This window comes from Flavobacterium sp. FlaQc-57 (assembly GCF_044007395.1).
GTDB lineage: Bacteria > Bacteroidota > Bacteroidia > Flavobacteriales > Flavobacteriaceae > Flavobacterium.
The window spans coordinates 56553-70308 of the sequence record NZ_JBIPDA010000003.1 but is presented as its reverse complement, the minus strand read 5'-3'; the positions used below and the strand labels follow the sequence as shown (position 1 = coordinate 70308).

Below are 13756 nucleotides of genomic sequence, written 5' to 3'. Positions count from 1 at the left end.
AACCTCGCAATTGCGAGGTTTTCTTATTAAGAAAATAAAATATAATTGATAAATCTAAGTGCCTTGATCAATTTTAAATGATAAATTTCAAAAATTAATGCAATTAATAACCAGGTATCAAAATCTACTAAGTGCCGAAGTTTATCTAAAAATGAATACTAAATTATGATTAATTTATTCCACCATAATCTCATCCACAAACAACCATGCCGATTGTCCTTCTCCAGGATGACCTTTTGGACACTGACCTAAATTCTTGGCTGTAACACGCACAAACTTGGCTTTTTGCTCTGTAAACTGAGCTGTGAAGTCTTTTATTTGAATATCTTTTTCAGAAGCTGCAATAGCGTTTGTAACTGTTTTTACTTCTTTAAAAGTAATGCCATCTTGAGATATTTCGAATTTTACATATTGCGGTAAAAATATCCATTGGCTCCAATTTTGAATACAGCCCAAAGTAATACTGCTTATTGATGTGCTTGCGCCCAAATCTATAGTGGCAATTAAATCATTCTCATTAAATCCGTGCCACTGTTTGCCTATGTCTTTTGTGCCTCTAAAACCATCAATTAAGGTATTAACTCCATTAGCGCGATAATGAGTACTGCTGGCATTTGTATAACTTATTGTTTTTCCCGTAGCTTTATTAAAAGTAAAGGATTGCTCTGCTGGTTTTGCACTCAGTATTTTGTTATTTAAAACCGTGATTGCTTTTACTGTCATAGAACTATTTACTACAAATGGTTTTTCATATTTAATACTGTTTATCGACGGAGCACTTCCATCAGTTGTATAATAAATTACGGCACCTACTTGGTCTGTATCAAGTTCAATAAAAAGTTTATTGTTTTCGACTACTGGCTTAATATCAACTTTGAAATTCCCTTTTGAATAACGAATTCCTCTTTGCTCAAAACCTACTAAATGTGGCTGTAAGCGTTCGGCAAAATTGTTCCAATCACGCTGTTCTTTTTTAGACCACAATACTTCTGCTAATGCCAGCATTCGAGGGAGAATCATATATTTTACATGTTCTGCTGTAGTGATATATTCTGTCCATAAATTGGCTTGCGCACCCAAAACTCGTTTAGCTTCCTCAGAGGTTAATTCTACCGGAATTGGGTCATAATTGTATACTTTTTTCAGGGTATTAAATCCTCCAATCGCAAGAGGTTCCGTTTCAGGATCACCTTGATAATGGTCAAAATAATAGGGCGAACCAGGCGTCATCACTACATCATGTCCCATCTTGGCCGCTTCGATTCCGCCAGCTTCACCACGCCAGCTCATAACAGTTGCTTCCGGTGCCAATCCACCTTCTAGAATTTCATCCCAACCAATCATTTTTCTGTTATTCGCGACCAAGAATTTTTCCATTCTGCGAATGAAATAGCTTTGCAATTCTTTCTCATCTTTTAATTGTTCAGTTTTCATTCTAGCTTGACATTTAGCACAATGTTTCCAGCTTGTTTTGTCTACTTCATCTCCTCCAATATGAATATATTTTGAAGGAAAAATTGCCATCACTTCTGTTAATACATCTTGCAAGAATGTAAAGGCCTGATCGTTTCCAGCACAATAATTACTTTCGACTTTACTGGCTAAGAAATTTCCAGATTGTGCGAAATTATTTTTAGAATTACAAGATAGTTCCGGATAAGCCGCCATTGCAGCTTCTGAGTGCCCTGGCATTTCTATCTCTGGTACAACTGTAATGTTTCTTGCTTTGGCATAAGCCACAATTTCTTTGGCTTGTTCCTGAGTGTAATATCCGCCGTAAGTCGATTTACTCCTGTCGGCGTTAAATTCTATTTCAGCCCAATTCCACGATTTTCCCCAATCATTAACTCTCCAAGCCGCTTGTTGGGTAAGTTTAGGATATTTTTTAATTTCTAAACGCCATCCTGCTCCATCCACTAAATGCCAATGAAAAACATTCATTTTATAAGCTGCCAGTAAATCAATAAATTCTTTTACCAATTCCGGAGAAGCAAAATGACGGCTCACATCAAGCATCATTCCTCTCCACCGAAAACGTGGATAATCTTTTATTTCCATGCTAGGAATTTCAACCAAATCGTTTGTACGGCTAAAAGGCAATGTCTGCAACAACGATTGTACACCGTAGAACAATCCTTTTGATGTATTAGCTTTGATATGAATTGCTTTTGGATTTACAGAAAGTAAATATCCCTCGTCTCCAATTTCATTGATTTTTTCGATACTAAATACAATCTCTTTTCCGCTTGCTTTTGTATTGTTTAATTCAAATCCTGTAACTCGTTTTACGTATTCTTTAAAAAAATGTACAACTTTCTCAGCCTCTTTGTCTTTCTTATCTACTTTTATAACGGTAGAATTATCAAAAGAAAAACTGCCTTCTCTGATTTCTAAACTTACGGGCTTTGGTATTATATGAACCGATTTTTGTGCTTGCAAATGCATCGAAAATACTAATGCAACAGCTAAAATTAAGTTTGTGGTTATTTTTTTGGTTTTCATTATTTGATATAATTAGCTAAAAGTTAAAACTTTGTGGTTATTTTGTAAACACATAAAATCATAGATTTTGTTTGCCATAAAAAGGCGTTTCACTTCGTTAAAAACACATAGTTCTATGTTTGAGAAACTAGTTTCTTTTCACCTCTCTAATTATTACACAGAAAATCTATGTTTCTATGTGTTTTATATTTTTTTACGAATTGCAATCAACTTACAAAAGTGAATTTTTGAATTAAACAAATAATGAAAGACAGCCCAAATTGAACTGCCTTTATTATTTCGCGGTATTATTACTCTTTAAAATAATTGGCTCCCCACATGATGTAACGTTTTTTCATAATTTCAATTTTTGTTTGAAATTGAGACCAATCTTTGCTTTCTTTTGGCGACCACAATACTTCGCTTAAAGCACTCAAACGTGGGAATATCATATACTCTACTTTCGCAGGATTTGCCATATATTCTGTCCATACATTACCTTGAGCTCCCAAAACATATTTTGCTTGTTGCTCATTCAACTCTTTAGGAATTGGCTCGTAACTGTACACTTTTTCTAATGGCAAGAAACCGCCAATGGTAACTTCTTTTTCGTTTTTGGTTTGCGAATGATCTAAATAAACGTGGCTTCCCGGCGTCATAATCACCTGATGGTTTTCTTTTGCAGCAGCTATTCCTCCCGCTTCTCCCTGCCAGCTCATTACGATTGCATTTGGTGCCAAACCTCCTTCTAAAATTTCATCCCAACCTATTATGGTTCTTCCTTTTCCGTTCACATATTTTTCGATGCGTTGAATAAAATAACTTTGTAAACCGTGTTCATCTTTTAAGCCTTTTTCTTTTATCATTTTTTGGCAAAATTCACTTTTTTTCCAAGCGTCTTTTGGAGCTTCATCTCCTCCAATGTGAATGTATTTTGACGGAAATAAAGCAATCACTTCATCCAAAACATCTTCTAGAAATTTAAATGTATTCTCCGTCGGAACAAAAACATCTGCATGTACGCCCCAAGTTTCCTGAACGATCTTATTTCTTCCGTTTGCCATTTCTTGCTTACTTTTATTAGAAATCATATTATCCGGAAGATTGGTTTTCTCGTTAGGAAAACAGCTTAACTCAGGATAAGCAGCAATTGCAGCACCACTGTGTCCCGGCATTTCGATTTCTGGAATTACAGTAATAAATCTGTCAGAAGCATATTTTACAATATCTTTTACTTCTTCTTGTGTATAAAAACCACCTTCTGGTGTATTATCGCTTCCTTTACCCGGATATCTGCCTATGATACTTCCGTTTCTTTTAGATCCAATTTCTGTAAGTTTAGGATACTTTTTTATTTCAATTCTCCAGCCTTGATCTTCGGTTAGATGCCAATGAAAGTAATTCAATTTATGTAATGCTAAATAATCGATGTACTTTTTAACGAATGCTACTGAGAAAAAATGACGTCCAACATCCAGCATAGCTCCTCTGTAAGCAAAACGAGGTTCATCTTTAACTGTTACTGATGCAATAGCTAGGCTATTACTTTTTTCTGCAGGCAATAACTGAATAAGTGTTTGCATTCCGTAGAAAGTTCCTATTGCCGAGTTTCCAATAATTTCTACACCATTTTTATCTGATACTAAGCTATAACCTTCGCCTTTAAGTCCTGCAATATTTTTAAGGCTTCCTAGTTTAATATAGTTCTTACTTGCTTTTTTAACAACTGGCAATACAAAACCATAATAATCGGACAAATAACCATTTAAAAAAGTAGCCGAAGCATTATCTTCTTTATTGGTCACCACTAAGCTAGTTTGTGCATTAATCACAAAATTTCCCACATTTTTAACCACTTTAACCGGTTGCGGAATGATATTTACTTCTTGTGCAAACGACAATGTGCTGCATAATAGAAGCGAAAAGAGAAATGACTTCACCATATTTTCTATTGAATTAATTATTGTTAAAACTATAAATCCTGCCGTGTGTACGATAACACCTTAAAAACAAAGCATAATAAATTTACCTAATATTTTAATCCCGATCCCGAAAAATAGGGACGGGATAAATTTTAGACCAAAATTGGTCTGCTCATTTTTTGTCATTTCGACGAAGGAGACTCGAGTGATAGCGAACAGGCGAAGCAAATCACATACGAAACTCTACGCCTAATATTATTAATCTATGTCGAATTACTAGTGTGATTTCTCCTTCGTCGAAATGACACTATTGTGTTTAAACTTTGTTCCCGAAGTCTTGGACTTCGGGACTAAGTGCTATAATTACGAGTTACTTAAATCTATTTTGTATAAGCGACAGCGTGTTGTTTACTGCTGCCTAAACCATCCATTCCTAATTCGATTACATCTCCTGCTTTTATGTAAATTGGCTCTGGCTTAATTCCTAAACCGACACCAGGAGGAGTTCCTGTACTAATGATATCACCCGGAAGTAATGTCATAAACTGGCTTAAATAATGTACTAAAAATGGAATTTTGAATACCAGATTTGAGGTATTACTGTTTTGGAACTTTTTCCCGTTTACAGTTAACCACATTGGTATATTATTGACATCTGCAATTTCGTCCTGAGTTGCCAAAAATGGTCCAAGTGGAGCAAATGTGTCGCATCCTTTTCCTTTTGCCCATTGTCCGCCACGCTCAATCTGAAAAGCTCTTTCACTGTAATCATTAAGCAAAGCATAACCGGCAACATAATCTAATGCCTCAGCTTCTTCGACATAACTTGCTTTTTTTCCTACTACAAAAGCCAACTCAATTTCCCAGTCTGTTTTTTCGCTGTTCTTCGGAATAATCAAATTATCATTTGGTCCACATAAGGAAGTTGTTGACTTAAAAAAGATAATTGGCTCAGCCGGAATTGGCGCATTGGTTTCTAAACAATGATCTACATAGTTTAAACCAATGCAAATTATTTTTGAAGGTCGTGCCACCGGAGAACCTAAACGTACATTTGCATCAACTTCTGGCAATTCTGGATTACTTTCTAATGCTTTTTTTAATTTCTCTAATCCGTTTTCTTCAAAAAAAGCTTCATTGTAATCTGTAACAATTGATGATACGTCAAATCTTTTTTCGTCAATTAAAATACCTGGTTTTTCTTTACCGGCTTCTCCAAATCGTATTAGTTTCATTTTATTCTTATTTAATATATTATACTTCGTCTTCTTTCTTCAATTAATTATTTTATCACTTATTCAATTACATAAATCACTGCGCTTCTCGCTCCATGAGCCCCAATTACTAATGATTGTTCTATGTCGGCTGTTTTAGATGGCCCAGCTATAAAAGCACCAAATCCTTCTTTTGAAACATCTAATTTTTCATAAGCCAGATGCAAAGTGTTCACAATGTTCTTTTTCTCTATTACTAAAACCAAATGCTGGCATATAAAAGGAATAAGTCTGTTTATCATTTGACTTTCATAAACCCAAACAGCACCATTTTCGGCTACTCCAATTGTTCCTTCAACGTAGGCTTTTTCTACTTTTTCTAATTCTAAAGCCGATAAAGAAGTTACTTGTTCATCAACATTTCCTAGTGAAGCTATCGTATTTACAACAAAATTACCGTTTGTTTTATCAGCAATTAATTGATTTTTAAGCACCGCTAAATCCGAAATCAATTCTACTTTACCACCAATGCTTTCCAACACCGTTTTAAACTGTGCATAAGCATCTTCATAATGAATAACTGCCGCAACATCAATAACAGGAAGTTCAACCAATTCAGGCTGATTCATTGCTATGGCATTCAATATATTTTCTCTTGCATTCATTTTTTATTGTTATCTGCTAACCTGTTAGGTAAAATTGTTTAACACATAGAAACATAGATTTTGTTTACTTAAAAAGGCGTTTCACTTTTTTAAAAACACATAGCTATCTATGTGCAAGAAATATATTTCTTTTTATCTTCTTTTTTACAAATAAAATCTATGTTTCTATGTGTTTAATATTTTTTCACGAATTAAACTTAACGAGTTATCCATAGTTTTAATTTTGGCTTTTCTTATTTTTTAAATACCAATCTCTAAAAGATTCTTTTGGAGGAACTGGCATTTCTCTTTGTTTGAACCAAACATTAAATTTATTGTTGACCATAAAAGGGAATAGCTGCATACTCTTTCTTCCCATTTTTCCCATCAAACGATAGATTTTAGGATTCGAGAACAGAAAATCCATTCCTTTCATACTTATTTTTTTACTTCCTGCAACATAACCTTCTGAGACAATTACTTGTCTCCATTTCCATAATTGCTCATGAATATTGATTTTTACGGGACATACGTTAGTACAACTACCACATAATGTTGATGCAAAAGGCAAATCGGCATTGGCTTTCATATCTAAATTTGGATTTAAAATAGAACCAATTGGTCCTGCAACGGCGGTATGATAACTATGTCCACCACTTCTGCGGTATACCGGACAAGTATTAAAACAGGCTGCACAACGAATACATTTTAACGAATTTCTAAAATCTTCTCTTCCCAATTGTTTACTGCGACCATTATCTACAATCACAATGTGCATTTCCTGATTGGGTCTCGGTTTATGAAAATGACTTGAATAGGTTGTAATTGGCTGTCCTGTGGCACTTCTCGCTAATAATCTCAAAAACACAGCTAAATGTTCTGCTTTTGGAATTAATTTTTCAAAACCCATACACGCAATATGTACAGGTGCTGTGTGTGCTCCCATATCGGCATTTCCTTCATTGGTACAAACTACAAATCCACCAGTTTCTGCAATGGCAAAATTGACTCCGGTAATCGCTAAATCCGATTCTATAAACTTATTTCGTAAGTGTTGTCTCGCCGCCTCGGTTAAATATTGCGGATCATTATTTCCTTTTTCTGTTTGTAAATGCTCATGAAAAGTGGCACTTACATCTTCTTTTTTTAAGTGAATTGCCGGTAACACAATATGACTTGGAGGTTCTTTTCGAAATTGAACAATGCGTTCTCCAAGATCAGTATCGACCACTTCTATACCATTTTGCTGTAAATATTCATTCAAATGACATTCTTCGGTAAGCATGCTCTTGCTCTTCACAATTTTTTGAATACCGTGTTTTTTGATGATTTTATGAACAATTTCATTGTGTTCTTTGGCGTCTGAAGCCCAATGAACTTTTATACCATTGGCTGTAGCTTTCTCTTCAAATTCTTTTAAATAATTAGAAAGATTAGAAAGTGTCGCATTTTTAATCTGCGAACCCCACTCTCTTAATTGTTCCCATTCCGGTAAACCATGCGCTGCCTTGTCCCTTTTTTCACGAACAAACCACAAGGTTTCGTCGTGCCAATTGGTTCTAGGCTCGTCTGCTATAAACTTTTCCGCTAATGCAGCATGTTTTACCGTCATACTTTTATATTTATTCTACCCTGTTGAGTATAATTATTTTAACGCATAGATTCTGTGTTGCTTTCCAAATTAAATCTATGAGATATTTTTTCACGCAGATTTTGCAGATTGAGCAGATTTTTTTTTTCTCTCTTTAATCTGTGGCTATGATTTAAAACACATAGAAACACAGGTTAAAAAAAATCTGTTCAAACTACAATCAACAGTTTTATTCTTTTTTTATAAAAAACCATTCAATATTTCGGCAATATGAATCGTTTTGGTCTTACTTCCTTGTCGTTTTAATATACCTTCGAGATGCATCAGACAACTGGTGTCTCCTCCGGTAATATAATCAACCTCATTATCTTGGTGCTCTTTTACTCTGTCTTTACCCATTTTTACGCTTACCGCTTCTTCAAATACACAAAAAGTACCGCCAAAACCACAACATTCGTCATTTCGTTTTGGTTTGCTTAACGTAATGCCTTTTACCATTTTCAGTAATTGTTCTGGTTTTGAAAATTCAGGCAGCATTCTTTCTGTCATTGACGAAAGATGTAGACCTCTTTGTCCGTGACAGCTATTGTGCAATCCTACTTTAAAAGGAAAATTGGCATTAATACTTTCTACTTTTAAAACATCTGTTAAAAACTCTGTAAGTTCATAAACTGAGTTACGAATCTGTAATACCTCTTGCGGATTTTCTTCATCATGTAAATGCTCTTTTACGTGTAAAACGCAACTTCCGGATGGAGCTACTATATAATCGAATCCTGCAAAATTTTTAACGAAATTTTTATCGCAGCCTTTGCTTAAACTGGCAAAACCGCTATTGGCCATTGGCTGACCGCAACAGGTTTGCTCTAAAGGAAAAGCAACATCACACCCCAGCTTTTCTAATAATTGCAGCGTAGCAATACCCACATTGGGATAAAACTGATCTATATAGCAGGGTATGAATAAGGCAACTTTCATTCTAATTTAATTATTTAGTTTTATAAAACCTCCGTCTATAGGATAATCGCAACCGGTAACAAAACCAGATTCATCGCTGCATAAAAACAAAGCTAAAGCTGCAACTTCATCTGGTTTTGCCATACGCCCGATAGGCTGTGACTTTGATAATTTTTCGAACATTTCTGCTTCCTGACCAGGATAATTTTTAGCAATAAATCCGTCTACAAATGGCGTATGCACGCGAGCAGGAGAAATAGAATTACAACGAATATTCTCGCTCATATAATCTCTCGCTATTGATAAGGTCATTGCCATTACAGCTCCTTTGGCTGTAGAATAAGCAAATCGATCAGAGATTCCTACCCATGCAGCAATAGAAGCCATATTTACAATAACACCTCCGCCAGAACTTCTAAATTGTGGTATTGCAGCATGTAAGCAATTGTAAACTCCTTTTACATTCACGCTCATCACTCGGTCAAAATCGGCTTCGGGTGTCGTATCTACTTTACCCACGTTAGCGATTCCGGCATTGTTTACCAGAATATTGATGTTTCCGATTTTCTCGAATGTTGCTGTTACTTCTTGTTGGTTCGCAACATTACAAGCATGCGAAAATACTTTTCCTCCATTTGCTTTTATTTCATCAACAGCGCTTTTTGCACTTTCTTCTGTTAATTCGACAATATGAACTTCAGCTCCCTGTTTTGCAAATAAAACCGAAATGGCTTTTCCAATCCCGCTTCCGCCTCCTGTAACAACTGCTTTTTTATTTTGTAATGAAAACATATTATTAGATTTTTAGATCTTTAGATTATTAGACTTTTAGGTGTTCAGAGTTATTATTTACAACTCATAATTACTACAATGATACTCCACGTTTCCACGGAATAAAATCGTCTTGATTTAATAGTACTGCTTTTGGAATTATTTCACCGCTGGCAGCTCTGATACAATATTCTAAAATATCCTCGCCCATTTCTTCTATGGTTTTCTCTCCACTGATAATTGGACCACAATCAATATCTATTATATCGCTCATTTTTTTTGCTAAAACCGAATTTGTAGCTACTTTGATTACTGGACAAACTGGGTTTCCGGTTGGAGTTCCTAATCCTGTCGTAAACAATATTAGTGTTGCTCCCGATGCTGCTTTTCCTGTTGTGGCTTCTACATCGTTTCCTGGTGTACAAACTAAACTTAAACCTGCTTTTGTAGCTTGTTCTGTATAATCTAATACATCAATTACTGGTGCAGTTCCTCCTTTTTTGGCTGCACCGGCACTTTTTATCGCATCGGTTATTAAACCGTCTTTGATATTTCCCGGTGACGGATTCATATGAAATCCTGAACCTACTTTATGTGCCAATGCATCATATGATTGCATTAAATCAATGAATTTTTTTGCTGTTTCTTCGGATGTACAACGATCAATTAAATTTTGCTCTACTCCACACAATTCCGGAAATTCTGCCAGTAATACTTTACCGCCTAAAGCGACCAATAAATCTGATGTGTAACCTACAGCCGGGTTAGCTGAAACGCCGCTAAAACCATCACTTCCTCCACATTTAACTCCTAAACATAATTCGCTTAATGGTGCCGGAGTTCGTTCTTGTTTGTTTATTTCGATTAATCCTTCGAATGTTTTTTTAATGGCATCTGCAATTAATTGCTCTTCGCTTTTTGATTGTTGTTGTTCAAAAATATATAAAGGTTTATCAAAAGATGGATTTTGTTTTTTGACATCGTTTGTAAAATCCTGTACTTGTAAATGCTGACATCCTAAACTAAGCACGGTTATTCCTGCTACATTTGGATGGTTTGCATATGATGCTAGTAAGGCACTTAATGTAGCCGAATCTTGGCGTGTACCTCCGCAGCCTCCCTGATGATTTAAAAATTTTATACCGTCTACATTCTTAAAAACTTTGTTTGTATAAGGCTCTGGAGTTAATTGAACATCAATTGCGTCCAAACTTTTTCCGTTTTTATAAGCTTCAAGTAAAGCGTGTGTATATTGCGTATATTTATCGGTTACGGAATATCCTAACTCGTTGTGTAAAGCTTCGCGTATGACATCCAGATTTCTGTTTTCGCAAAATACTGTTGGTACAAATAACCAGTAATTGGCAGTTCCTACACGACCGTCATTTCTTTTATATCCGTTAAAAGTTCTGTCTTTATACTTAGAAACATCTGGTGCCTGCCATTCAAAATCTACATGACGATACTTATACGGTTCTGCTGCATGTTTAAGATTTTCGGTTGTCATTAAACTTCCTTTTGCAACATCACATTGTACTTTTCCAACCAAAACGCCGTACATAATAATTTCATCTCCCGCTCTCAAATTGGTTGTATAAAATTTATGCTTTGCCTTTATATTGTCTTGCAGTATATAAGTTTCGTTTTCAAAAACTACGCTTTCTCCTTTAGACAAATCTGTTAAAGCCACCAGTACATTATCATCTGGGTGCATTTTTATAACCAATCTTTTACTTCCGTTTTCTAACATATTATATAAATAGAATTTATGCTTTATTTGTTTTATGTCCGTTAAATGCAAACAATAGAATTACTGAGAAACAGGTTAACGGAACTATGTAACCGTACTGAATACTTCCTGTAATATCCGAAATCAATCCTAAAACCGGAGGAAGCAATGCTCCACCAACAATTGACATTACGATCAATGAAGAACCAATTTTTGTGTTGTGTCCAAGTCCATCAATTCCCATTGAAAAAATAGTTGGAAACATGATACTCATGAAAAATGCTATTGCAATTAAAGTATAAACTACAATCATTCCTGTTCCTACGATGGCAAGAATTGATAAGCAAATATTAATTATGGCATAAATGATTAATAATTTTCTAGGCTGAATGTATTGCATAAAGAATGTTCCTGCGAAACGTCCCAGCATAAATGCTAATCCAAAAAAGCCTAAATATTTGGCTGCAACACCTTCTTCAAGACCTGCTGAAGTGGTTGCCATTTTAATAAAAAAACTTGCAACGCAAACTTGTGCTCCTACATAAAAAAACTGTGCTAATATTCCCCATCTTAAACGCATTGATTTTAAAGCTCCTGCAAAACTTGCTCCATCTGCTCCTTCTTTATCTTCGTCTTTTACATCTGGCATATTGGTAAAATAAAACAAAACTGCTACTGTCAAAATAATTAGTCCTAAAATTAAATATGGCATTTTTACACTCGCTGCTTCTTCTAAAACATAAGCATGTAATTCTGCAGGTGCCATGGCATCCATTTGAGTCTGAGTTAGATTTTTTCCGGATAAAATCATTGGTCCAATATAAGCTGGAGCAATAAAAGCAGCCAATCCGTTAAACGATTGCGAAAAATTCAATCTTTTGGTAGCTGTTTCAGACGGCCCCAAAATCGTTACATAAGGATTGGCTGCCGTTTCCAAAAAAGTAAGCCCACAGGCTATAACAAACAAAGCTCCCAAAAAGTAAATATATTGTAGTGAGTTGGCGGCTGGAACAAACAAAATTGAACCAATACCAAACAGTATTAACCCAATCATTATTCCAGATTTATAACCGTATTTTCGCATGATGTAACCCGCTGGCAACGCCATGACGAAATAGGCTATAAACACAGAAGAATCTATTAAAGACGATTCTAAGTCTGTAAGATTAAATGCTTTTCGTAAATGTGGAATAAGTATTGGATCTAGATTGTGTACAAATCCCCAGAAAAAGAATAAACTGGTAACTAATATAAAAGGAAAAAGCCATTTCTTATTTTCTTTCGTACCAGCCTCTTTTTGAACATCCAACTGCGTTATTAATGCCATATGCTTTTTATTAAAATTATACTTTTTTGCGATTATAAAAATATAATACTTAAAGTATAATTATTAATTCAATATTACCCTTGTTTAATTATTAATTGTCTATTATGATAATTTTAAACAAAAAAGGTACATTTAAAAAGAATGTGGAAAGTATTGGTTTACAACTGATCCATCTTCAAACAGATCTATAATAGCGTAACCTGGAGGTGTTTGTTTGTAATATGTTTTTCCTGCTGAGTCTTTATCTCCCGGTTCCCACCAAAAACCGCTCAAAGCACCATTGCAGTAATAATGTACATTGTTGTAAATGGCTTCATCCAGTAAATGAATGTGTCCGCTCAAACAGGTTATTTTTTTGTCTTTGTGCTTGTAAAAAAGATCACTGATGTATTTCGAATCGGTATGGTTTCCTCCATCAACATGTGTGCATACCGCAAGAATAGGATAATGGCTCATGCAAACAACCGGCGTGCCTACAGGAATACTTTGTAAATCTTTCTCTAGCCATAAACGCTGCTCATCGTCTAATGAACCTCCGCCATTATTACTGTCTAAGATTACAAAATGCCATCCTTTTTTATCAAAACTATAGTAACGATTTGGGATTCCTAATTGCTTTACAACATAATCTTTCCCATACATTTTATCTTGCTTGTTTGGGGCAACCCACCACATATCATGATTCCCGAGGCAACTGTGCATTTCAAAACCGCTAATTCCCTTGGTTGTATGATTCCAAATTTTCCATAATTCATTTACTCTTTCGCGAGTAATATTATCATAATCTGCTGCAAAAATGGAATCTCCACCGTTGAGAAAAAAATCGACTTTGTGTTTCTTGATTTCTTCTAAGCATTTCTCAAATCGATCTTGTGCATTTTCTTCCGGACGAATATGTACATCGGTAATATGTGCAATGCGTAAAACTCTTTTGGATTTATTGTTTTTTTCTGCTGCAGAAATAATAGAAGTTGAACCAGTTAAAGCTACAGTACCGGCTGTTAATCCAATGTATTTTAATAAATCTCTTCTTTTCATTTTGTAGTTTGTGTGTTATAATTTCTCTAGCAGATTGAGCAGATTTTATTTTAAAATCTATTTTTTTGTGTGATTAAATAGC

General features: G+C 35.0%; 10 protein-coding genes. All 10 read right to left on the bottom strand.

All coding sequences use genetic code 11. From position 1 onward, the window contains the following. Positions 1 to 174 precede the first annotated feature (174 nt). Complete coding sequence (locus tag ACHRVZ_RS11415; protein WP_395422567.1) at positions 175 to 2502, bottom strand: family 20 glycosylhydrolase; 2328 nt, start codon at positions 2500 to 2502, stop codon at positions 175 to 177. A gap of 290 nt (positions 2503 to 2792) precedes the next feature. Continuing rightward, positions 2793 to 4424 carry a beta-N-acetylhexosaminidase gene (locus ACHRVZ_RS11410; protein ID WP_395422565.1) on the bottom strand — a complete coding sequence of 544 codons (1632 nt, stop codon included), beginning with the start codon at positions 4422 to 4424 and terminating at the stop codon, positions 2793 to 2795. 359 nt (positions 4425 to 4783) lie between these two features. Then, the gene (locus ACHRVZ_RS11405; protein WP_395422563.1) at positions 4784 to 5638 is read right to left on the bottom strand and encodes a fumarylacetoacetate hydrolase family protein; all 855 of its coding nucleotides are present in this window, start codon (positions 5636 to 5638) and stop codon (positions 4784 to 4786) included. A 59-nt stretch (positions 5639 to 5697) separates the two neighbouring features. After that, the gene (locus ACHRVZ_RS11400; RefSeq protein WP_395422562.1) at positions 5698 to 6282 is read right to left on the bottom strand and encodes a lactate utilization protein C; all 585 of its coding nucleotides are present in this window, start codon (positions 6280 to 6282) and stop codon (positions 5698 to 5700) included. Between the two features lie 217 nt (positions 6283 to 6499). Continuing rightward, positions 6500 to 7873 carry a lactate utilization protein B gene (locus tag ACHRVZ_RS11395; protein WP_395422560.1) on the bottom strand — a complete coding sequence of 458 codons (1374 nt, stop codon included), beginning with the start codon at positions 7871 to 7873 and terminating at the stop codon, positions 6500 to 6502. Positions 7874 to 8092: 219 nt separating this feature from the next. Continuing rightward, on the bottom strand, positions 8093 to 8830 hold the full coding sequence (locus ACHRVZ_RS11390; protein WP_395422559.1) for a (Fe-S)-binding protein: 738 nt from the start codon (positions 8828 to 8830) through the stop codon (positions 8093 to 8095). A 6-nt stretch (positions 8831 to 8836) separates the two neighbouring features. After that, positions 8837 to 9601 (bottom strand): SDR family NAD(P)-dependent oxidoreductase, encoded by a 765-nt coding sequence (locus ACHRVZ_RS11385; RefSeq protein ID WP_395422558.1) that lies wholly within the window; start codon positions 9599 to 9601, stop codon positions 8837 to 8839. 73 nt (positions 9602 to 9674) lie between these two features. Further along, the gene (locus tag ACHRVZ_RS11380; protein ID WP_395422557.1) at positions 9675 to 11330 is read right to left on the bottom strand and encodes a UxaA family hydrolase; all 1656 of its coding nucleotides are present in this window, start codon (positions 11328 to 11330) and stop codon (positions 9675 to 9677) included. Positions 11331 to 11346: 16 nt separating this feature from the next. After that, on the bottom strand, positions 11347 to 12636 hold the full coding sequence (fucP, locus tag ACHRVZ_RS11375) for an L-fucose:H+ symporter permease (RefSeq protein ID WP_395422556.1): 1290 nt from the start codon (positions 12634 to 12636) through the stop codon (positions 11347 to 11349). A 132-nt stretch (positions 12637 to 12768) separates the two neighbouring features. After that, positions 12769 to 13674 carry a metallophosphoesterase family protein gene (locus tag ACHRVZ_RS11370; RefSeq protein WP_395422555.1) on the bottom strand — a complete coding sequence of 302 codons (906 nt, stop codon included), beginning with the start codon at positions 13672 to 13674 and terminating at the stop codon, positions 12769 to 12771. Positions 13675 to 13756 lie beyond the last annotated feature (82 nt).